26 protein-coding genes are annotated in these 26,210 nt (G+C 34.2%); 13 read left to right on the top strand and 13 right to left on the bottom strand.

Annotation, left to right across the window (positions count from 1 at the left end):
* On the bottom strand, nt 1-396 hold a 396-nt coding region (locus tag SFT90_01100; protein ID MDX1949079.1), incomplete at its 3' end, for a DUF4440 domain-containing protein.
* A 127-nt stretch (nt 397-523) separates the two neighbouring features.
* On the opposite strand from SFT90_01100, the gene SFT90_01095 reads away from it, so the two are divergent.
* A complete protein-coding gene (locus SFT90_01095; GenBank protein MDX1949078.1) occupies nt 524-1,369 on the top strand; it encodes a LysR substrate-binding domain-containing protein in 846 nt (281 codons plus the stop codon).
* Between the two features lie 258 nt (nt 1,370-1,627).
* A complete protein-coding gene (locus SFT90_01090) occupies nt 1,628-3,076 on the top strand; it encodes a deoxyribodipyrimidine photo-lyase (GenBank protein ID MDX1949077.1) in 1,449 nt (482 codons plus the stop codon).
* Nucleotides 3,077-3,115: 39 nt separating this feature from the next.
* Here the strand turns inward: SFT90_01090 and SFT90_01085 are convergent, their stop codons facing one another.
* The 7 genes from SFT90_01085 to SFT90_01055 all read right to left on the bottom strand — a co-directional run bounded on the left by SFT90_01085 (nt 3,116) and on the right by SFT90_01055 (nt 8,654).
* Nucleotides 3,116-3,598, bottom strand: coding sequence for a hypothetical protein (locus tag SFT90_01085; GenBank protein MDX1949076.1), 483 nt, complete (start codon nt 3,596-3,598; stop codon nt 3,116-3,118).
* A gap of 163 nt (nt 3,599-3,761) precedes the next feature.
* Nucleotides 3,762-4,445, bottom strand: coding sequence for a glutathione S-transferase family protein (locus SFT90_01080; protein ID MDX1949075.1), 684 nt, complete (start codon nt 4,443-4,445; stop codon nt 3,762-3,764).
* 5 nt (nt 4,446-4,450) lie between these two features.
* A complete protein-coding gene (locus SFT90_01075; GenBank protein ID MDX1949074.1) occupies nt 4,451-5,359 on the bottom strand; it encodes a hypothetical protein in 909 nt (302 codons plus the stop codon).
* Between the two features lie 36 nt (nt 5,360-5,395).
* Nucleotides 5,396-6,484 (bottom strand): phospho-N-acetylmuramoyl-pentapeptide-transferase, encoded by a 1,089-nt coding sequence (gene mraY, locus SFT90_01070; protein MDX1949073.1) that lies wholly within the window; start codon nt 6,482-6,484, stop codon nt 5,396-5,398.
* A 5-nt stretch (nt 6,485-6,489) separates the two neighbouring features.
* The gene (locus SFT90_01065; protein ID MDX1949072.1) at nt 6,490-7,419 is read right to left on the bottom strand and encodes an FAD-binding protein; all 930 of its coding nucleotides are present in this window, start codon (nt 7,417-7,419) and stop codon (nt 6,490-6,492) included.
* Between the two features lie 141 nt (nt 7,420-7,560).
* Nucleotides 7,561-7,911, bottom strand: a complete 351-nt coding sequence (locus SFT90_01060) for a hypothetical protein (GenBank protein ID MDX1949071.1) — start codon at nt 7,909-7,911, stop codon at nt 7,561-7,563.
* The gene (locus SFT90_01055) at nt 7,908-8,654 is read right to left on the bottom strand and encodes an electron transfer flavoprotein subunit beta/FixA family protein (GenBank protein MDX1949070.1); all 747 of its coding nucleotides are present in this window, start codon (nt 8,652-8,654) and stop codon (nt 7,908-7,910) included. The genes SFT90_01060 and SFT90_01055 overlap by 4 nt, the downstream gene beginning before the upstream one ends.
* A gap of 268 nt (nt 8,655-8,922) precedes the next feature.
* Here SFT90_01055 and SFT90_01050 point away from each other — a divergent pair, with 268 nt between their 5' ends.
* The 9 genes from SFT90_01050 (at nt 8,923) to fabD (ending at nt 17,637) form a co-directional block, all read left to right on the top strand.
* Nucleotides 8,923-9,906 (top strand): TAXI family TRAP transporter solute-binding subunit, encoded by a 984-nt coding sequence (locus tag SFT90_01050; protein MDX1949069.1) that lies wholly within the window; start codon nt 8,923-8,925, stop codon nt 9,904-9,906.
* Nucleotides 9,907-9,960: 54 nt separating this feature from the next.
* Entirely contained in the window at nt 9,961-10,854 is an 894-nt protein-coding gene (locus SFT90_01045) for a polyprenyl synthetase family protein (GenBank protein MDX1949068.1), read from the top strand.
* Nucleotides 10,855-10,872: 18 nt separating this feature from the next.
* Nucleotides 10,873-11,217, top strand: a complete 345-nt coding sequence (locus SFT90_01040) for a phosphoribosyl-ATP diphosphatase (GenBank protein ID MDX1949067.1) — start codon at nt 10,873-10,875, stop codon at nt 11,215-11,217.
* Entirely contained in the window at nt 11,217-11,924 is a 708-nt protein-coding gene (locus tag SFT90_01035) for an HAD-IA family hydrolase (protein ID MDX1949066.1), read from the top strand. The genes SFT90_01040 and SFT90_01035 overlap by 1 nt, the downstream gene beginning before the upstream one ends.
* A 238-nt stretch (nt 11,925-12,162) precedes the next feature.
* The gene (parC, locus tag SFT90_01030) at nt 12,163-14,385 is read left to right on the top strand and encodes a DNA topoisomerase IV subunit A (protein MDX1949065.1); all 2,223 of its coding nucleotides are present in this window, start codon (nt 12,163-12,165) and stop codon (nt 14,383-14,385) included.
* Between the two features lie 196 nt (nt 14,386-14,581).
* Entirely contained in the window at nt 14,582-15,418 is an 837-nt protein-coding gene (locus SFT90_01025) for a pyruvate, water dikinase regulatory protein (protein MDX1949064.1), read from the top strand.
* Between the two features lie 14 nt (nt 15,419-15,432).
* Entirely contained in the window at nt 15,433-15,972 is a 540-nt protein-coding gene (pyrE, locus tag SFT90_01020) for an orotate phosphoribosyltransferase (GenBank protein ID MDX1949063.1), read from the top strand.
* Between the two features lie 7 nt (nt 15,973-15,979).
* The gene (locus SFT90_01015; protein ID MDX1949062.1) at nt 15,980-16,627 is read left to right on the top strand and encodes a 1-acyl-sn-glycerol-3-phosphate acyltransferase; all 648 of its coding nucleotides are present in this window, start codon (nt 15,980-15,982) and stop codon (nt 16,625-16,627) included.
* 56 nt (nt 16,628-16,683) lie between these two features.
* Nucleotides 16,684-17,637 carry an ACP S-malonyltransferase gene (gene fabD, locus SFT90_01010; GenBank protein MDX1949061.1) on the top strand — a complete coding sequence of 318 codons (954 nt, stop codon included), beginning with the start codon at nt 16,684-16,686 and terminating at the stop codon, nt 17,635-17,637.
* Here the strand turns inward: fabD and SFT90_01005 are convergent.
* The 4 genes from SFT90_01005 to SFT90_00990 form a co-directional block, all read right to left on the bottom strand.
* Complete coding sequence (locus SFT90_01005) at nt 17,620-18,321, bottom strand: phosphatidylserine decarboxylase (protein MDX1949060.1); 702 nt, start codon at nt 18,319-18,321, stop codon at nt 17,620-17,622. The two genes, fabD and SFT90_01005, sit on opposite strands and share 18 nt — an antisense overlap.
* Before the next feature lie 127 nt (nt 18,322-18,448).
* Nucleotides 18,449-19,081, bottom strand: a complete 633-nt coding sequence (gene tmk / locus SFT90_01000; protein ID MDX1949059.1) for a dTMP kinase — start codon at nt 19,079-19,081, stop codon at nt 18,449-18,451.
* 177 nt (nt 19,082-19,258) lie between these two features.
* A complete protein-coding gene (gene nuoF, locus SFT90_00995) occupies nt 19,259-20,554 on the bottom strand; it encodes an NADH-quinone oxidoreductase subunit NuoF (protein ID MDX1949058.1) in 1,296 nt (431 codons plus the stop codon).
* A 6-nt stretch (nt 20,555-20,560) separates the two neighbouring features.
* Complete coding sequence (locus SFT90_00990) at nt 20,561-20,854, bottom strand: hypothetical protein (GenBank protein ID MDX1949057.1); 294 nt, start codon at nt 20,852-20,854, stop codon at nt 20,561-20,563.
* A 90-nt stretch (nt 20,855-20,944) separates the two neighbouring features.
* Here SFT90_00990 and SFT90_00985 point away from each other — a divergent pair, with 90 nt between their 5' ends.
* A complete protein-coding gene (locus tag SFT90_00985) occupies nt 20,945-21,979 on the top strand; it encodes a glycosyltransferase (protein MDX1949056.1) in 1,035 nt (344 codons plus the stop codon).
* Here SFT90_00985 and serA read toward each other — a convergent pair whose 3' ends face one another.
* Nucleotides 21,980-23,557 (bottom strand): phosphoglycerate dehydrogenase, encoded by a 1,578-nt coding sequence (gene serA / locus SFT90_00980; protein MDX1949055.1) that lies wholly within the window; start codon nt 23,555-23,557, stop codon nt 21,980-21,982.
* A 341-nt stretch (nt 23,558-23,898) separates the two neighbouring features.
* On the opposite strand from serA, the gene SFT90_00975 reads away from it, so the two are divergent.
* The coding region (locus SFT90_00975; GenBank protein MDX1949054.1) for a bifunctional [glutamine synthetase] adenylyltransferase/[glutamine synthetase]-adenylyl-L-tyrosine phosphorylase at nt 23,899-26,210 on the top strand (2,312 nt) is incomplete at its 3' end.

Genomic DNA, 26,210 nt, shown 5'->3' with positions numbered 1-26,210 from the left:
ACTAAATCTTGCTGGAACTTTAACCTCTTTTCCATCTTTTTCAAATGTAAAAGTATAAATTCCGGATTTATTTACAACATTATCTGATAATTTTTTAGTGTGAAGCTCATTTATAGTGCCTTTCAGATTAGGTAATCCAGTGAACATTTTGAAGTAAGCTAATCTTTCTTCAGGTAAATCGTGAACTTCATTACTTAAAGTTGGAAGTAAAACAGAATCTTCTTTATATAGCTTAATAACTTTATCAGGGCTGCCATAGCTTACAGCCTCAAACCATTTATTCATAAAATCATCAGCTTTATCTTCTTTTTTAGAAGCAGCTACAATCTCAGAGCTTGCAAATAAAATAGCACAGATACCTGCAATTTTTAATATGTTAGATTTAGTAATTTTCATAAATGTCCTTTTTTGGTTGATTTTTAATGTTATGGTCTATAATTTATCTTATAGATTACCTATTATATATTAGTTTTGCTTATAAAAGGAAATTTAATAGTATTAATAACAGCTATAAGTTTTTCTTATGAACATAGATATACTAACTATTGAAATGTTTATTCTAGTTGCTGAAACAGGCAGTTTTACTAAGGCAAGCAACAAAATTGGCAGAACTCAATCTGCCGTTAGCCAGCAGATTAGTAAGCTAGAATCATCACTTTCAGTTAGGCTTTTCAATCGGGAAAAGACGCTCACCCTAACTCATCAGGGGGAGGTTTTTCTTAATTATGCCCGCAAAATTTTCAGCTTAAATCAACAAGTGGTAAATGAGCTTAAAGAGCCTGAAATTGAAGGTGAGATTAGTTTTGGCTTGCCTGAAGATTTTGCTACTTTTTTTCTTTCAGAAGTTCTTGCGGAGTTTTCAAGAACTTATCCAAAAGTTATGATTAATGTTGAATGTGATTTAACGCTTAATTTATTAGAAAAATTTAAGAAAAATAAATTTGATTTAGTTCTACTAAAGATGAGCAAGCCTGAGGATTTCCCAAATGGCGTAAATATCTGGAATGTAAATTTAGAATGGGTTGCAAGTGAAGAATTCGCTGAGAATTTTGATCACAAAAAAAAGATTCCACTCGTTTTAGCCCCCAAACCTTGCGTTTATAGAAGCAGAGCAATTGAAGCTCTAGATAAAGCAAATCTTAAATATAGAATTTCATATTCAAGCCCAAGTTTTGCAGGTAAATTAGCCGCGGTAAAAGCCGGATTAGGGGTTTCAGTTATACCCAGAAATATGATTCCAAAAGATTTGAAGATTATAAAATCTCTGCCAAAATTAAAAAATAGCCACGCATCTCTGCTAAAAATTTCAAATACAGATAAGGTTGCAAAATGCTTTGAGGAGTTTGTTATAAAAAATATGGTTCATTAATAGGAGTAATGACTAAGTATGGATTTTACCAAATTAACCAAAAATGTCACCCCGTGCTTGTCACGGGGTTAATGGTTGAAAGTGTTTTTAAGTCTAATTTTTGAGCGTGTTTTGCAATTAACCTCGCAATAAATGCGGGGTGACAGATACTGGGTGTAGTGGGGTAAAATTTAAGTTTAGTGAATACTCCCTAATTAATTTTTATTATGTTTTTATTACGAGAATAAGGCTTATTTTTCTGAAAAAATATAAATTTATATGAATCACTCACTCGTTTGGTTTCGGCAAGATTTAAGAATTACGGATAATCCCGCACTTAAAAACGCGATTGAAAATTCAAAATTCACATCGGCAATTTATATTTTAGATGATGAAAAGAAACAGAAAATTAGAGCTTTAGGCGGTGCTTCAAAATGGTGGTTACATTATGCTTTGCAAGATTTATCAAATAACCTCAAAGAAAATTACAATATTGATTTAATAATTAGAAAAGGAAATCCAGAAGAAATCATACCAGAAATTTGTGCTGAAAATAATATTGAAAAACTATACTATAACAGGCTTTATGAGCCATATTATTACAAAAGAGATTCTGAAATTTCTGATATTCTAAGCAAGCAAAATATCGCAGTTGAAAATTTTAACTCCGCACTTTTGGTTGAGCCTTGGGAAGTTAAAAATGGCTCGAGAGAATTTTTCAAAGTTTATACACATTTTTATAAGGCTTGCTTAAAAAATTTTATACCAAGAAATTCTATAAAAAAGCCGAAGCCTCAAAATAAAAAATTTCAAAAAGATATTTTTTCTGAAAGCTTAGAAAGCCTTAATCTCACGCCAAAAAAGCCAAATTGGGCTAAAGGATTTTATGATTATTGGCAAGTTTCAGAAGGTGCTGCTGAAAATCGTCTATATAATTTCTTAGAAAATTTAGTTGAAAATTATGACGAGAAAAGAAATTTTCCTGATGTTGAAAATACCTCAAAACTCTCACCTTACTTACATTTTGGGCAGATAAGCCCTCATCAAATTTTAGATGCGTGTGAGTTATTCAAGCAGAAAAATCCAAATTCAATTAATGGCATAAATAAATTTATTAGCGAGATTTATTGGCGAGAATTTTCTTATAATTTAATGTTTAATTTCCCCTCACTACCTGAGAAAAATTTTCGTGCCGAATTTGATAATTTCCCTTGGGAAGATAATTTAGAAAATCTAAAAAAATGGCAGAAAGGTAAAACTGGCTACCCTATAATTGACGCAGGAATGCGGGAGCTTTGGCATACTGGCTGGATGCATAATCGCGTTAGAATGATTGTTGGCTCGCTACTTACAAAACATCTTTTAACGCACTGGAAATATGGCGAGGAATGGTTTTGGGATTGCTTAGTTGATGCGGATCTTGCTAATAATTCTGCAAGTTGGCAATGGGTTTCTGGCAGTGGTGCTGATGCCGCCCCTTATTTCCGAATTTTTAACCCCGTTATGCAGGGCGAAAAATTTGATGCTTATGGCGTCTATGTTCGCAAATGGATTCCAGAATTAAAGCATTTGCCGAATGAATTTATACATAAACCTTGGCTTGCAAGCCCCCTAATTCTTAAAGCAGCAGGTGTTGAGCTTGGGAAAAATTATCCAGAACCAATAATTCCGATGGAAAAAGGTAGAAACAAAGCACTTGAAGCCTATCAAAAAATGCGTGGGAAGTAATGCAATTTTTTAAGTCTCAAAAAAGAGTAAAAACTTTGATTATTTAATTAGGTAAGGTTTTAGTGCTTCTGGAACGCTTGATAATTTAATTGTTGACTTAGTAACATAATTAAAAGCTGTTTTTTTGCTTAAATTACCTACGATATTTTCCTCTTTAATTTTATACATTGCTCCCGTTGCTGGGTCAATTATTAAGAGTCCAATCAGACCTCCAAAAAGTATATTTGCTATATACCAACCATTTATAGTAGGCTTTATAAATTTTTTGTCTTCTTTATAGCCCTTTTTTGTAAAATTCACTTCATATTTGGCAGGAGAGAAGAATCCATCTGATGAGTCTAAAACAAACTGAGTTGGGGTAGTGCCTTGAAATAGCTTTTTACCACTTTCATCAATTATACTTACATCAGAACCTTCTGGATTACTCTGAAAATTTACTGGCCACTGACTTTTGCTTATAATACTAGCACAGCTAGATGTAATTAGTGAAAAAATAATTACTATTGCAAGTAGATTTTTCATAAAAAAATTTATAGTTTCAATTTATAATTGAACAAATTTATTTTTAGTCAAGAATAATTTTTATTAAAAATTATAATATTACTATGCATTATAGATAGAAACTAAAAAAATTTCTCTAGTGATGATATAGCTTGTCTAAGGCAAATAAATTATCTTATAAACCCTAAAAATCTAAGCATTTGTAGTTTTTAGAAGGCTCTAAGCCGGGAATATAGTCATCAAAAAATTGGCGGAATGATGGGCGAGATTTTATCACGCAATACCATTCTTTGACTTCCTGATTGTGATCCCAAGGCACATCACCTAAAAAATCTAAAACAGAAAGCTGTGCAACCGCTGTAATATCAGCTAAACTGAACTTTTCACCAGCAAGCCACTTTCTTGTTCTTAGTAAAAAAGCAATATAATCTAGGTGATCAATTATATTATTTTTTGCAGCTCTGAGATAGTGAGAATTAGGTTCACCTTGCTTTCTGAGGAATTTATAAACCTTTTCATCAACGATATATTTTGTAACTTCGTAATAAAATTTATTATTAAACCAACCTGAAACCCTTCTAATTTCTGCACGCTCTAAAATATCGCTTCCGATTAATTGCGGCTCGGGATATTTTTCTTCTAAATATTCGCAAATTGCGGTGCTTTCAGAGAGCAAAATTGGTTTATCATTGTAGTTTTCTTCAATCAAAACTGGCACTTGAGAAGCGGGATTCATCGCAAGAAATTTTCTTCGTCTTTCCCAAAAATTTTCAGTTTTGAGTTCAAAGTTAATACCTTTTTCCGCAAGCATTAGCCTAACTTTACGAGAAAATGGGGAGATGGGATAATGATATAAAATTGTTGTCATTTCACTCAAGAATTATTATCGCTATTAGGAATAGAAATTCTATTTGAAAAACCACCAAATTGCTGATTATTTTGAGGTTTTTTCTTAACTCTATTAAGCTCAACTTTTGAAGTAAAATAGCCTTTTTTAGGATTTTCAGAAGTTTTATTTTCCGTTTTTACCTCAGATTTTTTAGCTTCAGGGTTTTTATTATAATTATTTTCTTTATATTCAATAATAAAACCACCTGTTTTATTAGCTTTTATTTCAAGAATAAATTTTTTAATTGGTGGTTGATAAATTTTGCTGTATAAAATTATATATAATTTACTTGGATTAAGAATTGAAACCAGAGGGAATTCATCAAAAAGTTGTTGTAGTACCTTCTGTGCATCTTCTAAATTTTCAAAAATCTTTTCTTTTTTAACAAGCCTTAAACAAGGATGCCCCCAATCTGGGTGCTTTCTATTAGGGCGTTTTCTTTGCGGGTGAAATTTGAGTTCAGTATCAATTTTTTCAAGCGTAAGAGAGAATTTATTTTTATTCTCTACAATTTTTATATTAGCGTAATTACCTAAAAAACCTGCCTTTTCTTCTGCTTCGCTAATAGAAAAATTTTTCAACCATAGCTTTATAATTCCATTTTCATCTTTAGAATTTTTTGCAGAAATTATAAAATTATTTTTTATATCTTGTAGTTTTTGATTGGCCTCTGCTTGGCTTGAAAGCACAAAAACTCCGTTAATCATTGCTTCAAAAAAAGGATTATTTGCAGAGGCAAATTTTTTCTTATACTCAGGGCTTAATTGTTCTAAAGAGGGTAATTCAGGCAGTGAAATTGATTTTTCTGATTTGCTATTTTGAACTTTTTTATCAGAAATTTCTGACTTTTTTTCAGTTTTTTTGATTGGCTTTTTTGCCTTTTTTTCTGTCATAGGTAAAAGGAATTAATTTCGTAATTTCCTGTAAAATTATCGCAATTTGAGCGTTGCAAGCCCAATTAGTGCAAATATAACTGCAATTATCCAGAATCTTATAACAATTTTTGATTCACTCCAACCTTTTTTCTCAAAATGATGGTGAATTGGCGACATTAAAAAAATCCTCTTACCGGTTCTTTTGAAGTAAAAAACTTGGATAATTACGGATAATGTTTCCATTACAAATAATCCACCAACAATTGCAAGCACTATTTCGTGTTTGGTGATAACGCTTATAATACCAAGCAAGCCCCCAAGGCTGAGGCTTCCAGTATCACCCATAAAAACTTGTGCAGGTGGTGCATTATACCATAAAAACCCAAGCCCAGCCCCAAGAATTGCCCCACATATTACAGCGATTTCACCCGCATCTGGCACTGAATGTAGTTGCAAATATTCTGAATATTTTGCGTTCCCAACTAGATATGAAATTAATGCAAAACAGCAAACGGCAATCATAACTGGCACTATCGCAAGGCCATCTAAGCCATCAGTTAAATTTACAGCGTTTGATGAACCAATTATTACAAAGCAAGCAAAAGCGAAAAAGAACCAAGATAAATCAATCAAAACATTTTTGAAAAACGGCAAAGCAAGGTGAGTATTCATATTTTCAGGAGTGTTAACTGAAACAAAATAAACCGCAACTAAAGCTATTAAAAACTGAAATAGTAATTTTAGTTTCCCCCTTAAACCAGCGTGATTTTTTTTAGTAAGTTTTTTATAATCATCAAGAAAACCAATAAAGCCATAGCCGAGGGTTACAAATAAAACTATCCACACAAATTTATTTGTAATATCAACCCATAAAATGCTAGAAAAAAATACTGCGAATAAAATCATTATTCCGCCCATTGTTGGCGTACCTTTTTTGGTAAGCAAATGGCTTTCAGGCCCGCAACCTCTGATTGGCTGGCCTTCTGGCTGTTGTGATTTTAACCAGTTTATAATTCTGCCACCAAATAAAAAGCAGAAAATCATTGAGGTAAAAATTGCTCCGCCAGTTCTAAAACTTATATACTTAAATAGGTTTAAGAAGTTGAATTCATCAATAAATTGTGTGAGAAAATAATGAAGCATTTAACCTATAATTTTGAGGTTAACTCTGGAACTGCTTGGAATAAATCCGCAACTAATCCAAAATCTGCAACTTCAAAGATTGGTGCATTTTCATCTTTGTTAATTGCAACTATAATTTTACTTTCTTTCATGCCTGCTAAATGTTGGATTGCTCCTGAAATTCCAACCGCTACATAAAGCTCTGGAGCAACAATTTTACCTGTTTGACCAACTTGATAATCATTTGGAACAAAACCCGCATCAACAGCCGCACGAGATGCACCAACTGCCGCATTTAATTTATCTGCTAAGGCTTCAATAATTTTGAAATTTTCACCTGAGCCAACACCCCTACCACCAGAAACCACTATTCTTGCGGAGGTCAACTCCGGCCTTGCACTCTCAGTTTTTTGAATCTGAACGAAAGAAGTTAAATTATTTGACGCTGAAAGATTAATATTTTCAATAGGTGCATTACCTGCCTCAGCAGCTTTATCAAAATTTGAACATCTTATAGTAATGATATTTTTCGCTTCAGAAGTTTTTATTGTTGCAATAACATTACCCGCATAAATTGGGCGTTTGAAGGTTTGCTTATCAATAACTTCCGTGATTTCTGAAATTTGTTGAACATCTAAAAGAGCTGAAATTCTTGGCAGAATATCCTTTCCAAAAGTTGTTGCAGGAGCAAGGATATAATTATAATTCCCAGATATTTCTTTAATTGCTGGGGCAAGCGCCTCACTTAAAAAATGCTCAAAGGCTGGATTTGCAGAAACTAAAACCTTACCAACTCCTGAGATTTTTGAAGCAGAATTTGCGATATTTTGCAAATCTCCATTTCCTAAAATTAGAACGTGAATATCACCACCAATTTTACTTGCAGCTGTAACTACATTTCTAGTATTTGGATTGAGATTTTTATTATCGTGCTCTGCTAATATAAGTATTGTCATATTTATTTGATAATTAATTAATATTTCTTTTTTAGCCCTCACCCCTACCCCTCTCCCGGAGGGAGAGGGGAATTAAATATTTCCTCTCCCAAAGGGAGGAAAAACCCTAACCCCTAGAACCTAGCCCCTAGCCTCTAGAACTTACAGCCTCTCTTTTAATCTTTTTAATTTTACCGCTTCGCCATTTTTTTCATAAATAGCAAAAAGGCTACCCCTTTGAATAACCGGAAGTTCCGTTACAACCTCTAATTCGTTACTCCAAAAATATACTTGACAATAATCTTCATGATTATGAATTTCAGTGCAGATAATTTTACCAATTTCCCTTAACTCAACTTCCCTTCTTAAGTAAGATGCATCTGCGTAAGCAAAATGAATTTTGCCGTGATTTGCTATCCATTTCGCATCTTCTGGAAGCTCACCTTTTGCCCTGCAAGACGCAATTGAATAAGCAAAAACAAATATAATAAGCATTGAGATTATTTTATTCATATAACCTGCTTTGATTTTAATTGAGATATTAAATCATCAACATTAGCAACTTTAATTCCTTTTGATCTCTTAGTTGGCGATTGGAATTTTATAGATTCGAAACGAGGTTTTATATCAACGCCTAAACTATCAACGGCGATTTTTTCCATTGGCTTACTTCGAGCCTTCATAATATCAGGAAGTTTAACATAGCGTGGCTCATTAAGCCTTAAATCAGTGGTAATAATTGCTGGAAGTTTTGCCGATATTGTTAATAAACCACCATCAACTTCCCTTGTAACTATTGCATTTTCGCCTTCAATTTTAACTTCACTTGCGAAAGTTGCCTGTGACCAACCAAGCAAACCAGCTAAAATTTGACCTGTTTGGTTTGAATCATCATCAATTGCTTGCTTGCCAAGAATTACTATTTTAGGCTGTTCTTTTTCAATAATTTTTGCCAGAATTTTTGCAGCAGAAAGAGGCTGAATTTCTTTATCAGCGGTTACTAAAACCCCCCTATCAGCACCGATTGCGATTGATTGCCTAATAATTTCCTCTGATTTTGCATCACCGATTGAAACCACAACAACTTCTGTTGCAACACCTTTCTCTTTTAGGCGAACAGCTTCTTCAACAGCGATTTCATCAAAAGGGTTAATTGACATTTTAACATTTGCAATATCAACGCCAGTTTCATCAGCTTTAGGGCGAACATTCACTTTATAATCAACAACTCTTTTAACGGCACATAAAACTTTCATAAGTAAAAATTTTCTATTTATTTCGTTTTAATCATATTAAATAAGTAAGTATCATTCTCTAATAAGGTTGATAGAATTACCCTTATTTGTTTGATAAAATTATATCTATGTTACTTAGTTGCAACTAAAAATTTTCGCAGAAAATACTAATTCTAAAAAAGCAAGAAACAAAATTTATACAAAGAAAAGTTTTTTACTTGATTATAATCATTCTTTTAATATCATCGCAAACCTAATAATTATTTTTCAAACTTTATTAATTATAAATATGAATAAATTTTCCTTTAAGATTCTTGGTTTTGCCGCTTTGACATTCCTATCTTTTACTTTCTTTGGTTTTAACCCAGCTATCGCCGCTGATAAATATGTAACTATTGGAACTGGTGGCGTTACGGGCGTTTATTACCCAGCTGGTGGTGCAATTTGTCGTTTGGTAAATAGAGGCAGAAAAGAACATGGAATCCGTTGCTCAGTTGAATCAACAGGTGGTTCAGTCTACAATCTAAATGCATTAAGAGCTGGCGATATAGATGTTGCAATAGCTCAATCTGATTGGCAATATCACTCATATATGGGAACTGGGCCTTTTGAAAGCATAAGTGCGGATAAAAAACTTCGCTCGCTATTCTCTCTACACTCTGAGCCATTCACGGTTATTACTAGAGAAGATTCAGGCATCAAAAAATTTGATGATATAAAAGGTAAGCGTGTAAATATTGGTAATCCGGGGTCTGGTCAAAGGGCAACTTTGGAAGCTATAATGGCAGTAAAAGGCTGGAAAATGGCTGATTTCAAAATTGCTTCTGAGCTTAAAGCATCTGATCAAGCACAAGCACTTTGCGATAATAAAATTGATGTGATGATTTACGCAGCTGGCCACCCAAATGGTGCAGTTCAAGAAGTTACAACAACTTGTAATGCAAAAATCATTCCAGTTGATGATGCAGATATTGATAAGCTAGTTAATCGCTTCCCATTCTACGCTTACACAACAATCCCGGGTGGAATGTATAATGGTAATGATACAGATGTGAAAACCTTTGGTGTTAAAGCAACTTTCGTTGCATCTGAAGCAGTTGATCAGCAAATTATATATCAGTTAGTAAAGGCGGTTTTTGATAATTTTGATGGTTTCAAAACTTTACACCCTGTTTTTTCAACCCTAGAGCCTAAAGAACTTATTAAATCTGGCAACACAGCACCACTCCACAAAGGTGCTGAAAAATATTATGTTGAAAGAGGTTGGATTTAGCGAATAAAAAAAGGCGGTTTTACCGCCTTTTTAATTTCATATATAATTACATCTATGCAGGAATTATTTTCAGAGTTACAAAAAGTTGAACAAGCAGTTAATGCTAAAATGGAAGCATTATTGCCAGAAGAATCAGAAAGCAGAATCGGTGAAAATCGTCTTATTCAAGCAATGAGATATTCTGCACTTGGTTCAGGAAAAAGGGTTCGCCCATTCTTAGTTATGAAATCCGCTTCTTTATTTGGTGTTAGTGAATCTTGTGCTTTACAAGTTGCAGCCGCTATAGAATTTGTTCATTGTTTTTCACTTATTCATGATGATCTTCCAGCCCTAGATGACGATGATGAAAGAAGGGGGCAACCAAGTTGTCATATTAAATTTGATGAAGCAACCGCAATTTTAGCAGGCGATGCTTTGCTTACACTTGCATTTGAAGTTTTATCTCATGAAACAACTCACATAGATTCTTTTGTTCGTGCGGATTTAGTTCACGCTTTTGCAAAAGCAATTGGCGTTAATGGAATGGTTGGCGGACAAATGCTAGATATAATGTCTGAAAATCTCTCGCTTTCAGTTGAACAAATAACTAGATTGCAACGCTTAAAAACAGGACAATTATTCCAAGTTTCTTGTGAAGCTGGAGCGATTCTTGGTAAAGCAGGTAAGAATGCAAGGAATTCTCTAAGAGGATACGCTTCAAATTTAGGCTTGGTTTTCCAGATTACTGATGATTTACTGGATGCAACCACTGAAATTAATGATGATGGAACACCTAGGAAAGATAAATCCTCAAATAAAGGAACTTATATTTCAGTGATGGGAATTGAAAAGGCGACACAGCAGGCAAAAATTCTTACTGAGCAAGCAATTTCTCATCTAGCAATTTTTGGTAAAAATGCTGATACATTAAAAGAGCTAGCTCACTTCGTTCTGAATAGAACTAAATAGTAAAAATACTCCTAATTTATGGATACTCTAAACCAAATTTATCAAATTATTGATAATAAAAAAAATGCTGATCCAGAAAAATCTTATGTTGCATCATTGCTTGGTGGTGGCGTAAAAAAAATCTCAAAAAAAGTAGTGGAAGAAGCTGGTGAAACAATTATCGCAAGCCTAGCTGAGGATAGATCTCGTGTGATTAGTGAATCCGCAGATTTGATTTTTCATTTGCTAGTTTTACTTTATGCAAAAAAAGTTAAGCCCTCTGATGTTATGAAAGAGCTTGAAGCAAGAATGGGAATCTCTGGCCTTGATGAAAAAGCCCTTCGTAATCAAAAGAAAAAATCTAAGAAAAATACAAAAAATTAATGCATCCAGTTGAAAAAATTATTGAAAAATATGGCAAGCCAGAAGCCATTTTACTAGATTGGGATAACACACTAGCTGATAGTTGGGGCGTTATTTTCAAATCTCTCAACAAGGCTTTCAAAGGGCTTGGAATGGAGGAGTGGAGTTTTGAAGATGTGCAAAATGGCAGGGAAAATATCCACCATTCTTTGCGAGAATCCTTTCCAAAAATCTTTGGTAATCGCTGGGAGGAAGCTAGGGATATTTACTATAAAAGTTTTTTAGAGTGCCATTTAGATGAAATTAAACTTCTGCCAGAAGCTGAAAATACTCTTAAAACCCTTAAAAACCTTGATGCTCATATTGCAATAGTTAGTAATAAAACCAATAAATATTTGCGTGATGAGCTTAATCATCTTGGCATTTCCCATTATTTTGATGAAATTGTTGGTGCAGGTGATGCAGAAAAAGATAAACCTCACAAAGAGCCCCTACTTCTTGCACTTTCTTCAAGCACAATTTTAGAGGCGGATTTTGCAAGCAAAGTTTGGATGATAGGCGATAGCAAAACTGATATTGAAGCTGCAATCAACACTAATTGCATTCCAATTTTATATGGTGATGCTGATGTTTCAAATTTTATTGCCGAAAATAAAATAAACACTGATAATCTTTACAAAATCAATAACCACCTTCATTTTCAAGAATTGCTAAATAAACATTTTTAATTCTTAACTGCCAATTGTCACCCCGCATTTATTGCGGGGTTAATGGCTAAAATCTTTCCAAACCTAAGTTTTTAGCTTGTTTTGTAATCAACCCCGCAACAAGTGCGGGGTGACAATTAGTAAAATCTTTGCAGAAACTTAATAAAATCTTCATTCGTAAGCATAACATTTTCAGGTTTGTTTATTTGCATTATTTTTATTTTATAGTAAAAATTCTCTAGAAAATTACAAAATCAAAATGTCTAAAAAAGCTACAGAGGAAATTTTATTAGAGGGAAATTTTTCTGATATTCTTTCAGAAAAATATCTCGCTTACGCACTTTCAACTATCACTTCTCGTTCTCTGCCAGATGTTAGAGATGGCTTAAAACCTGTGCATAGACGCATTTTATGGGCGATGCACCAACTTAAACTTGATCCCAAATCCGGTTACAAAAAATGTGCAAGGGTGGTTGGTGATGTGATTGGTAAATATCACCCGCACGGAGATGTTGCGGTTTATGATGCACTTGTGAGGCTCGCTCAAAATTTCTCAGTTCGTTATCCTCTGGTTGATGGGCAAGGCAATTTTGGCTCAGTAGATGGTGATAACGCCGCTGCAATGCGTTATACAGAAGCCCGTATGACAGAAGTTGCAACCTTAATGTTGCAAGATATTGAAAATGAAACGGTCAATTTCAAACCAACTTATGATGGGCTTGATGAAGAGCCTTGCATTCTGCCAGCTTACTTCCCTAATCTGCTTGCAAATGGCAGTGAAGGGATTGCAGTTGGCATGGCAACCGCAATTCCACCGCATAATGTTGATGAATTATGCGATGCATTATTACATTTAATCAAGCACCCCAATGCTGATGTTAAAACTTTAGTGGGCTATGTTAAAGCCCCTGATTTTCCAACTGGTGGGGAGATAATAGAAACTGAGGAATCTATTATTTCTTCCTATGAAAAAGGAAAAGGAGCGTTTCGCCTCCGAAGTAAATGGGAGAGAGAGGAACTTGGCAGAGGTGGCTATCAAATTATTATAACGGAAATCCCTTATCAAGTCCAAAAATCTAGGTTGTTAGAGAAATTAGCGGAAAGTTTAGAGAATAAAAAAATCCCACTTGTTGGAAATATCAAAGATGAATCAGCGGAAAATATTCGCATTATTATTGAGCCTAAAAACCGCACAATAGATGCAGAAATCCTTATGGAATCTCTGTTTCGTTCTAGCGATTTGGAAATTCGTTATAATATGAATTTGAACGCCCTTGATGCAAACGGCCTGCCAAGAGTGATGAGTTTGAAAGATATTCTGCTTGCATTTTTAGATCACAGAAAAGAAGTTTTAATTAGAAAATCTCAAAATCGCTTAAATAAAATCAATGCTAGGCTTGAAATTTTGGCTGGATTTTTAATTGCATATCTAAATCTTGATGAAATTATAAGAATTATTCGTGAAGAAGATGAGCCAAAACAAGTAATGATGAAAAAATTTAAGCTCACTGATAATCAAGCAGAAGCAATTTTGAATATGCGTTTGCGTTCACTTCGTAAATTAGAAGAGATAGAAATTAAGAGCGAAAATAAAGCACTAAAAGAAGAAAAATCTAGGCTTGAGGAAATACTCAAAAATCCTGACGAACAGAAAAAAGAAATCGCAAATAATATTAAAGAAATCAAAAAATTATTCTCTAACAAAACGGAACTAGGCAAAAGAAGAACCCAAGTTACGCATAAATTACTTGCAAATAATGTTATTTCAATTGAGGCTTTTGTTGAGAAAGAGCCAGTTACAATCGTCCTTTCTAAACTAAATTGGATAAGAAGTTTCAAAGGGCATAATCTAGATACATCGTCAGTTAAATATAAAGAAGGTGATGAGGAAGGCTTAATTATCAAGGCTCAGACCACTGATAAAATAATGTTCTTCAGCTCATTTGGAAAATCATTTACGCTTAATGCTGATAAAATCCCCGGTGGTAAAGGTTTTGGTGATCCACTTTCGTTACTTCTTGATATTGCACCTGAGGAAGAAATCATCGCAAAATTTGCTTATGATGAAACGGCAAAATATATTCTAGCTTCTAAAACGGGTAAAGGCTTTGTAGTTGAAGCACCAGATTTAATCGCAAGCACTAAATCTGGTAAGCAAATTATGAACCTTAAAGAGAAAGATAAAGTTATAATTTGCAAAAAAATTACCGCAAATCACATCGCAACTATCGGCGAAAACCGCAAGATTATTATTTTTCCGCTTGAACAAATTCCAGCGATGAAACGCGGTCAAGGCGTTGGCTTGCAAAAATTCAAAGATGGTGGATTAAGTGATTTAACTTTTGTAGATTTATCTGTTGGGCTTGAATATTATAAAGGTGAGCGACGATTTGTAGTTGAAAACTTCAAATATTGGCTGGCGAATCGTGCAGATGCAGGGAAACTCGCCCCTGAAGGCTTCCCTAGAAATAATAAATTTTAATGAGTTTTAATAATATTACGCCTCTCCCACTGGTAGAGGCAAGATTTTCAAGCGAATAAAATGAGCTTAGAAAATCTGGTGAGGGCGATTCAGAATCCAAAAATCTTAAATCTTAAAATTTGAGGTTTCAGGTTTCTGTTCAGCCCCCACCCCAACCCTCTCCCAAAGGGAGAGGGGGGAATTAACTTTTTTATAAATGGCGAATTATCACATACATTTAATTTCAGATTCAACTGGTGAAACGGTTAATTCCGTTGTTCGCTCGGCAATGAGCCAATTTGATAATATTGATTATGAAGAACATACTTGGAGTTTAGTTAGAACCCCCGGGCAAATGCAACGCGTATGTGAGGAAATCTCTGAATCTCCGGGGCCAGTTTTATTCACGGTGATAGATAGAGATTTACAAGCGATGCTAATAAAACATTGCAGAAAGCTTAGAATCCCGTGTATTCCAGTTCTCAATAAAGTTATTAAAGAATTTTCAAGCTATTTCGGCGTTGAGGCAAAATATCAAACCGGCAAGCAATATGAATTAGATGAGGAATATTTTCAAAAAGTTGATGCAATCCACTTCACGCTTGCCCACGATGATGGCGCGGAAACTGATAGCTTAGAAGAAGCCGATATTGTTTTGGTTGGTGCTTCAAGAACTTCCAAAACGCCAACTTGTGTTTATCTTGCATATCGTGGGTTGAATGCAGCTAATGTGCCTTTTGTTAATGGCGTTGATTTACCAGAAACACTTTTTAAGCTAGAAAAACCTTTAGTGGTTGGTTTATATATTCAGCCTGAAAGGCTTGGTCAGATTAGAAAATCTCGCCTTTCCTCGCTCAATGAGCAATCAAATACTAATTATGTAAATCTTGAAAGTATAGTTGATGAAGTTCAGCAATCTCGTAGAATTTTCACTTCGCAATTATGGCCAGTGATTGATGTTACTAGAAAATCAGTAGAGGAAACTTCTGCACAAATTATGCAATTATATTCTGATCATTGTGAAAGATTAGGCATTCCCAAAAAACAATATTAATTAGTTTTATAATTATGAATAAAAAAGAAAGATTAAAACAAATTATCTTAGAAAAATCCCTTAAAAAAGGTGATTTTACTTTAGCATCAGGTGCTAAAAGCAATTATTTATTTGATCTTAAAACCACCCTTCTTGATGCAGAGGGAGCAAATTTGGCTGGGAGTTTAGTTTTGGATAAAATCCCAAGCAATATTAATGCAGTTGGTGGTCTTGAACTTGGAGCTTGCCCTATAGTTTCTGCGGTTTGCGTTTTAAGTTTTCAAAATAATCGTTCGCTCAAAACTTTTTATGTTCGTAAAGAGAAAAAAGATAGAGGCACAAATCAGCTAATTGAAGGCTGTAACTTAAATGCAGGTGAGGAAGTTATAATTCTTGAAGATGTTACAACTAAGGGCGGCTCAGCGATGAAAGCAGTTGAGATTGTTAAAAATCTTGGTTGTAAAGTTAATAAAATAATTTCTATTGTTGATAGGCAGGAAGGTGCAAGTGAAAACCTCAAATTTGAGGGAATAGAACTAGAGGCAATTTTCACTAGAGATGAATTGTTAAAGTAATTTATAAATGGCTAATTTAATAAATAAATTCTTGGAAAAATTTTTCCGCATTGGGGCTAAAATTTTAGTTCGGGTTTTATATTCCTGCAATAATATTGGGTTTGAAAATATTCCATCAAAAGGCCCTGCAATAATTATCGCAAATCATATTTCTTATATGGATGGGCTGATTTTGAATTGTGCTTCGCCTCGCAAAATGAGATTTATAATTGATGAAGATATTTATAACACGCCGATTGTTAATTATTTTATGAAAATGGATCGTGCAATTCCAGTTAGAGCTAAAAAGGAATCTGTAAAGCAGATGATTGAAAATGTTTCCGAAGCCCTTAAACAAGGCGATTTAGTTGCAATTTTTCCAGAAGGGCAGATAACTTATTCAGGCTATTTAACAAGGTTTAAGTTTGGCATTGAGTGGCTTCTAAAAGAAAACCCTGATGTTAATGTTATTCCTATCGCAATTTACGGCTTATGGGGAAGTATTTTCAGCAGAAAATATCTTGATCCAAAATATAAATTCAAATTTTTACCAAGATATTTCAGAATGAAAATCACCGCAATTTGTGGCAAGCCAATTCCGCATCAGAAAGCATCAATAAATTATTTGCAAAGGGAGTTAATGAAATTAATTTCTCAAGCTGGCACTGAAAGATAAAGTTGAGTTATTCAATAAATTATTTATAAAACCTAATCAAAATTTATAATAAAATTATGTCTAAAAAAATATTTGTTTTTCCGGGGCAAGGCTCTCAAATAGTTGGAATGGGTAAAGATTTTTATGATAATTTCATTGAAGCCAAAGAGGTATTTCAGGAAGTAGATAATGCTCTCAACCAAAATTTAACAAAAATTATTTTTGAAGGTAGTGCGGAAGATTTAACCTTAACTGAAAACACCCAGCCAGCTTTAATGGCGGTTTCTATTGCAATATTAAGAACATTATTAAAGCAATCAGGAAAAAAACTGAATGATTTTTCTGATTATGTCGCAGGCCACTCACTTGGTGAATATACCGCACTTTGTGCAGCGGGTGCATTTAATTTATCAGATTGTGCAAGGCTTCTAAAACTTCGTGGAAAGTCAATGCAGCAGGCCGTTCCGCAGGGTAAGGGTGCAATGGCGGCAGTTATCGGGCTTGATTTTGCCAATGTTGAGAAGCTGACAAATCAGGCAAATTCTTCAGATGAGCCTTGTGAAATTGCCAATGATAATTCAGATGGTCAAGTGGTTATAAGTGGCTCAGTAGCCGGAATTGACAAGGCAGAAAATATCGCAAAGGAGCTTGGGGCAAAAAGATTTCTAAAACTGCCAGTTTCTGCACCTTTTCACTCATCACTAATGAAGCCAGCGCAAGAAATCATGCGTCAAGCATTAGCTGAAACAAATATAAATATTCCTGCTGTGCCAGTAATAGCAAATGTTTCAGCTAAAATAACTTCTGATGTAAATGAAATAAAAAATTTACTGACGCAACAAGTAACAGGCAGAGTTCGCTGGAGGGAATCAGTGGAATATATGGCTCAAACTTTGCAAATAACAAAAGCTACGGAAATTGGTGCTGGAAAGGTTCTTTCAGGATTAATTAAAAGAGGTGCAAAAGAAATTGAAACCTCTAACATTGAAAAAATTCAAGATTTAGAAAATTTTCTAAATCTCTCTAACTGATAATTCTTCAGTGATAGGTTTTTCTTCAGCAATTATAGTTTCACCACCAATTACTTTTTGACCAATTGCAACTTTTGGAACAAGTGAAGGTGGCATATAAATATCAACCCTACTTCCAAAGCGAATTATACCATATCTCTCACCTCTCGCAAACTCCCTGCCCTCTTTAGCATCACAAACAATTCTTCTAGCAATTAAGCCAGCAATCTGCACTACACCGAAATTTTTTCCATCTTCAGTTTTTATAAGAATAGAATTTCTTTCATTTTCATCGCTCGCTTTATCAGTTTCTGCACTTAAAAATTTCCCAGCGTGATATTTGATTTTTTCAACCACACCAGCAACCGGCATTCTGTTAACATGTACATCAAGAACGCTAAGGAAAATACTAACACGAGTCTTTTCTTCATCATCTTCAGAATCTAAATCAGAAGGCAATTTTGCTTTACTAATCATAACTATAGTGCCATCTGCAGGGGCAACAATTAGACCATCATTTTGAGGAACATATCTAACTGGATCACGAAAAAAATAAACACACCAAGCAGTTAAAACAAAGCCAATAACGCCTAAAAATTCCCAGATGGAATAAAGGAAAAGCGAGGCCACAAAGAAAATCGCTATAAAAATATAGCCTTCTTTATGAATTGGGTGAATAAATTTTTTTATAATATCTAAGTTCATTGTATTTTATTTTTGTGGTTAAATTTTTTAATAGCTTCACCAACCTGCTTCATACTTGCGAAAGCAGGTATCCAACTTTGTTTTAATGATTCCCGCTTCTGCGGGAATGAATTATAATATTGGTAAATTAAATCTTATTTTCAATAATTTTAATTACTTCGTCGCAAACGACTTCAAGTTTTCGTGAAGCATCAATTAATAAACATCTTTTAGGCTCTTTTTTTGCAATTTCAAGAAAACCTTTTTCTAATCTTTTGTGAAAAGCAATATTCATATTTTCATATCTGCTTTCAGTACTTGCTTGTGCAGATAGCCTTGAAGTAGCTCTTTTTAAGCCATCTTCCGCTTTAATATTCATTATAAAAGTTAAATTCGGCTTGAAATTTCCTAGAACAATTTTTCTAACTTGATTTATAATTTTCAAATCTATTTTATGGCCGTAACCTTGATAGGCTGTGGTTGAATCATAAAATCTATCGCAAAGAACAATATAATTTTTTTTCAGATGTGGCAGAATAAATTGATTAAAATGCTCGGCTCTTGCAGCATAATGGAGTAATAATTCAGAGATTGGCTCAAGTTTTTCATCAGAGGAATTAACTAAAATTGCCCTGATTTTCTCAGCGTTGAAAGTGCCACCCGGTTCACGAGTGAGAATTACATTCTGTTTTTTTGAGCGTAATTTTTCATAGACATATCTAGAAACAGAGCTTTTGCCACTACCCTCACCACCTTCAAAAGTAATAAATTTACCTTTCATTTTATCTTAAAACTTTATTAGAGAAAAATCCCCTCTCCCGTTTACGGGGGAGGGTTAGGGTGGGGGCATAGGAATTCTGGAAATCTAAACACCCTCACCCAGCTTAATCTACTTTCTTCGAAAATAAGATTAATCACCCCCCCCTTTTAGAAAGGGAGAGGGGAAAAATTCATTAATTTACGCTACTTTTTTGTAGTTAGATTTTATTCTATCTTCAATTTCGTGCCTAAAATGCCTTATTAAGCCCTGAATTGGCCAAGCTGCCGCATCACCTAACGCACAGATTGTATGGCCTTCAACTTGTTTTGTGATATTTAATAAATCATCAATTTCTGAAATTTCAGCCTCACCCTTAACAAGCCTTTTCATAATTCGCCACATCCAGCCAGTTCCCTCACGACAAGGCGTGCATTGCCCGCAAGATTCGTGCATATAAAAATGGCTTAGTCTCTCAATTGCACCAATTACATCGGTGGATTTATCCATCACGATAACGCCAGCAGTTCCAAGCCCTGATTGAGCCGCACGAAGTGAATCAAAATCCATAGTAATAGTATCGCAAATTTCTTTTGGAAGCATTGGAACTGAAGAACCACCCGGAATTATCGCCTTCAAATTATCCCAACCACCAATAACCCCACCTGCGTGCTTTTCAATAAGCTCTTTAAGCGGAATTCCCATTTCTTCTTCAACATTGCAAGGTTTGTTGACATGACCAGAAATGCAGAATAATTTTGTGCCAGTATTATTAGGTTTGCCAAGCCCTGCAAACCAAGCAGAACCCCTTCGTAAAATGGTTGGAACAACTGAAATACTTTCAACATTATTAATAGTTGTTGGGCAACCATAAAGCCCGGCCGCCGCTGGAAATGGAGGTTTTAAGCGAGGCTGACCTTTTTTGCCTTCTAAACTTTCAAGTAAAGCTGTTTCCTCACCGCAAATATAAGCACCTGCCCCTCTGTGCAAATAAACATCAAAATCATAGCCTGAACCGCAAGCATTTTTGCCGATTAAACCAGCTTCATAAGCCTCAATAATGGCTTGTTGAATAGCACTTGCTTCATTATAAAATTCCCCACGAATATAGATGTATGCCGCCTTAGCGCGAATCGCAAAACCTGCAATCAAAGCTCCTTCAACTAATTTGTGAGGATCATGACGAAGTATATCCCTATCTTTACAAGTTCCCGGCTCAGATTCATCAGCATTAATAACTAAATATGAAGGCTTTGGATTGCCATTTTTATCTAATGGCGGAGTTTTAGGCATAAAACTCCATTTCATACCAGTGCTGAAACCCGCACCACCCCTGCCACGCAAGCCAGAAGCTTTAACTTCTTCAATGATATTATCAGCACCTTTAGCAAGAATTTCTTTAGTGTTGCTCCAATCGCCTCTTTTCTTAGCACTCTCTAAATTTGCTGGCTGATAGCCATATAAATTTGTGAAAATTTTATCCTGTTCTTTAAGCATTGTTGTTTAAGAATTTTTGTTTTTTTCAGTTTCATTATATCTTTTTTCATTAAAACGCCAAAAGAATATACATGAAAAATATAGAAAAGTAATTGTTATGAAAGCAGTAAGCAATAAACTTTTCCAGTTTCCTAAATTATAAGCTAGATATTTATCAAGCTTTTCGTAATGGTTATATCCATTAACTAAAAAATATAGGGTGAAAACGGCAAAGTAACAAATTAAACTTGTTTTAATTGCATATTTTTGTTTTCCTTGTTTTCTAACCTCTTGCCATTTAAGAAATTCTTTATCTTCCATTAGCATAAATATAATTTTTGGGTTGATTTACAACAAACTATATTAGAAGATACAAAAATAAAAGCAAAAACCCATAAAACTTAATTTTGAATGCCAAAAATTAGCGTAATTTTGACTTCCTATAACCACGCAGCTTACATTGCTGAAACTATAAAAAGCATCTTAAATCAAACTTTTAAGGATTTTGAGCTAATAATTCTGGAAAATATCTCAGATGATAATTCAGTTGATATTATAAAATCTTTTAATGATGACAGAATAAAATTTATTCAAAACCCCGTTAATATGGGTATGGTTTTATCTGTAAATAAAGGGATTTCATTAGCAAAAGGGAAATATATAGCGCATATTAGCTCAGATGATATTTGGCTTCCAACCAAACTTGAAAAACAAATTAAATATCTTGATGAAAACCCAAATTGTGGTGCTTGTTTTACTAAAGTTTTAGTGATTAATGAAGAAGGAGTTGCCTCAAAAAGCGTACAAAATTATCAACGAGTTTTTGACAATGCTTCAAATAAAAATAATATTGAATGGCTAAAGTTTTTTTTCAATATTGGCAATTCTCTCTGTTATCCATCAGCTTTAGTTAGGGCAGAATGTTACAAGAATCTGGGTGCTTTTGATGCTCGCTATCAAATAGCATTAGATGTTGATATGTGGATTAGAATCTGCACAAAATATGAAATTCAGATAATTGATGAAATATTAACAAAATTTAGATCCGGCAGTAATTCCACTTCTTCTTCAAGTTTTTCTTCAGATATTTTTTCCTATGAATCTGAGAATATTTATTATCAATATTTAGATTTTGAAAACAGCCTTTTTTCTAAAATTTTTGAAATTGATTTACCTAATCTAAGTAGAAAAGATAAAGCAAAAATTTTAATTGAAAAATGCCTAGAAAAAGGCGGAAATCATATAAATTTAGCGTTCAGAATATTCAACGAGGTTTTTGCAAACCCTCAAATTGAAGATGCAACTTACATAAATGATTTTTTTCAAAAAAGAAAAACTGCCTTCAAGAACTTCAAACTTATAAAGCTAGGTTCAACTTATAAAGCTATTTTGTTCTTAAAAAATCTAGAAAAATCAGTTAAAAAACTGAGGTTTTGGTTAGTATAATTAAAACTTCAAAACCCTAACTTTTATAACACTTGGAAGTGAGGAAAGTTTTTTCACTACTTCATTTGAAACTTCGCTATCAACTGAAACAAGTGCCACCGCAACATTCTTTTTAGATTCATTCCTTCCCAAATTGAAATTAGCGATATTCACTTTTTCATCACCTAAAACTTTACCAATGCCACCTATTAAGCCCGGTTTATCTTCATTTTCAATATAAAGCATATTATTGTTTAGGCTTGCCTCTAGCGTTACTTCGCCAAGTTGAACAATTCTTGGATTATTATTGAAGATTGTCCCTTTGAAAGTGAAAGAACCTTTATCAGATTCCACCAAAACGCTTATTAAAGTGTCATAGTGATTATTGCTTGGGCTTTTGCTTTCAGAAACTTTGATATTCCTCTCTTTTGCAATTACTGGAGCATTTACAACATTAACTGTTTCAACGATATTTTCTAAAATGCCTTTTAGAATTATGCTAATAATTGGCTTTGTGTTTAGCGTTGAAGCATTGCCTTCAAAATCAATATTAACTTTGTTAATTCCGCCTTCAACAATTTGGCCTGCAAGCTTGCCTAATGCTTCACCTAATTTTACATAAGGTGAGAGTTTTGCTGCATCTTCCGCAGAAACTGAAGCAACATTCACCGCATTGGTGATTGAGCCTTTATTTAGGAAATCGCAGATTTGCTCTGCTACTTGCACCGCTACATTTTCTTGAGCTTCAGTTGTAGAAGCCCCTAAGTGAGGCGTGCAAACAACTTGCTCTAAGCCGAAAAGTGGGTTTTCAGTTGCTGGCTCTTTTTCAAAAACATCAAACCCTGCACCTGCAATATGGCCAGATTTTATAAGTTCCGCAAGTGCGGATTCATCAACCAAACCGCCCCTTGCACAATTTATGATAATTACCCCTTTTTTGGTTTTAGATAAATTTTCTTTTGATAAAATATTTCTAGTTTGATCATTAAGTGGCGTGTGTAGAGATATAAAATCAGCCCTTTTTAACAAATCTTCAAGGGTAACTTTCTCAACATTCATATCAGCTGCTTTTTGATCAGAAAGATATGGATCATAAACTGCAACCCTCATTTTAAGCCCTTGAGCTCTATCGGCTACAATAGAACCAATATTGCCGCAACCAATTAAACCAAGCGTTTTGAAGGCAAGTTCAGTTCCCATAAAGCGGTTTTTTTCCCATTTGCCAGCGTGTGTTGAGGCACTTGCAACTGGTAATTGGCGAGCTACTGAGAACATCATAGCAATAGCGTGTTCTGCTGTTGTAATTGAATTTCCAAAAGGCGTATTCATCACCACCACGCCTTTTGCGGTTGCTGATGGAATATCAACATTATCAACGCCAATTCCTGCTCTACCAACTACTTTTAATTTGCTTGCCTTTGCCAAAATTTCTTTAGTAACTTTAGTGCTGGAGCGAATCGCAAGCCCATCATATTCACCGATGATTTCTGATAGTTGTTCTGGTGTTAAGCCGGTTTTTACATCAGCAACTATTCCGTTGTTATCAAATATTTCCTTTGCTTGTGTAGATAATTTATCCGAGATTAAAACTTTAGGCATTTTTACTTTTAGTTTGTTTATGGGTGGTTTATAATGTTTATTGGATAAGTTTCAAGAGTCAAATTATGGAAGTAAAATTGCATTGTTTAGATACACAAGATAAAGCTCCATAATCACCAATTGTCACTCCGCATTTATTGCGGAGTTAATGGTTAAAATTGTTTCTAAACCTAAGTTTAGAGTGCGTTTTATGGTTAATCCCGCAATAAATGCGGGGTGACATTCTGGTAAAAAAGGCAATGATATATACTAAAATTCTTTTGTTATCTTAAGTAAAGCGAAAGATCTAAATTAGATTCTTAACTTCATTCAGAATAACTAAAATCCATATTTGGTAAAAAATGAAATATTTTCCTAAAATAAATAATGAAAATGCGGTTTTGCTTTATCGTGAGAAGTTAGAAAAATCGCTTGAAAAAATTGAAAATTCATCAGAAATCAGAGAGATTTTTTATAAAGAAAATAGCCTTAAAAAGCTAAATACCATCTTCTCAAACTCACCTTATTTAAGTGATGTAATTATAGATTTTCCTCAGTTTTTTGCAGAAATTTTACAAAATAATTATCAAGAAATTTTTGAACAAAAAATATCTGAAATTTCAAAATTACAATTTGAAAATAAATCTGAGATTGAAGAAAAACTTCGGATAGAAAAGCGTAAAATGAGCTTGCTGATTGCTAATCAAGAGATTTATGATTTTGACAATGCAAGTATTGCAATGGTAAACCTCTCAAAATTTGCAGATTTATGTGTTATGAAAACCGCAGAGTTTCTGCTTAAAAAAGCTCATCACAATAAAATTATCACCTTAAAAAACACTGAAAATCCATTTTTTGAAACAGGATTAGTTTTGATTGCGATAGGAAAACTCGGCTCTTGGGAGCTAAATTATTCTAGCGATATTGATTTAATTATATTTTTTGAAGATGAAAAAATTACCCATCACGGCAGAAAAACTATCCAGCAATTTTATATAGAATTTGCACAAGAACTCACAGATATTTTAGCCAGAAGAACCGCAGATGGCTATGTGTTTAGGGTAGATATGCGGCTTCGCCCTGATCCCGCTTCTAACCCACTTGCAGTTTCACTTGCTAAAGCTGAAAAATATTATTTCACCGTTGGGCAGAACTGGGAAAGGGCCGCAATGATTAAATCTCGTGCGATATGCGGTGATGAAAATTCCATAAAAATTTTCTTTGAATTTATGGATAAAAATGTCTGGCGTAAAAGCCTAGATTTTGAGACAATTGAAGATATCCACTCCATAAAAAGGCAGATTGATACTAAAAATATTCTTGATGAAAATCTATATAATTACAATGTAAAACTTGGGCGTGGTGGAATTCGTGAAATTGAATTTTATGCTCAAACTCAGCAATTAATTTGGGGTGGCAGAAAGCCAAATTTACGAGAAAAGAAAACCATTCAAGCCCTTACGGAACTTGCAAGAGAAGGTGAAATTTCAACTCAAATCGCAACTGAATTAACTGAGGCCTATAATTTTTATCGAATGGTTGAACATCGCCTGCAAATGGTGAATGACGAGCAAACGCACAGACTACCAGATAATCTTCCAGCCATTGAAAAAATCTCTAATTTCTGTGGCTTTGCTGATTATAAAAAATTCACAGAAACGCTCAGAAATTATATTGAAAAAGTGCGAGGTCATTATTCAAAACTTTTTGAAACTTCGCCTTCACTTGCAAGCAATACGCCTGATGCAGAAGGAAGTTTGATTTTTACTGGCGCTGAAAATCACCCAGATACTTTAGAAACCCTGAAAAAAATGGGGTTTTATAACCCTGAAAAAATTTCAGATATTGTGCGTGGTTGGCATCACGGCAGATATAACTGCACGATAAAAGCTCGCTCCAGAGCGGTTCTTACAAAATTAATGCCGAGTTTAATTTCCAATTTTTCTGCTTGCCCTGATCCAGATGAGGGGTTTATCCGCTTTGATGAGTTTCTAAGCCGCTTGCCAACTGGCACGCAAATTTTTTCAATGCTTTATGTCAACCCGAGCATTATTGAGTTAATTGCTGACGTAATGGGCGGTTACCCCGAAATTGCGGAGACTTTAACTAGAAATCACACCCTGCTGGATTTCGTTCTGACTTCAGAATTTTATGACTCAATGCCGGATGAAAACGACCTAAAAAATAATCTTGCTGAGCATATTTCCAAAACCAGTTCTAATATTGCAATTTCCAATGATGAGATTTTTGAGCTAATAAAAAACTGGGCAAATGATAGAAAATTTAAGGTAGGAATTCAATTTATTCGTGATCAAATTACTTCCGAAGAATTATTTATCAATCTTTCAAATATCGCAGAAATAGTTATCAAAACACTTATTGAATATATTGAAAAAGATTTATCAGAAAATTTTGGTAAAGTTGAAAAAGGCAATTTTGCGGTGGTGGCACTCGGCAAATTTGGCTCGCATGAGCTGACTTTCAAATCAGATTTAGATATGATGTTTATTTATGATTTTGATGCTGAAGCAAACCAAAATAATAAAAATCTTAAAATTGAGCCATCTGCATATTATCTTCGTTTAGCGAATAAATTAATTCAAATTTTATCAGGAATTTCAAGTACTGGCAGGCTTTATGAAGTGGATTTACGCTTGCGACCCCTCGGCGAAAG

It is taken from the genome of Rickettsiales bacterium, from assembly GCA_033762595.1.
In the GTDB taxonomy this organism is placed as follows: domain Bacteria; phylum Pseudomonadota; class Alphaproteobacteria; order Rickettsiales; family UBA8987; genus JANPLD01.
This window is presented reverse-complemented; position numbering and strand designations above follow the sequence as displayed.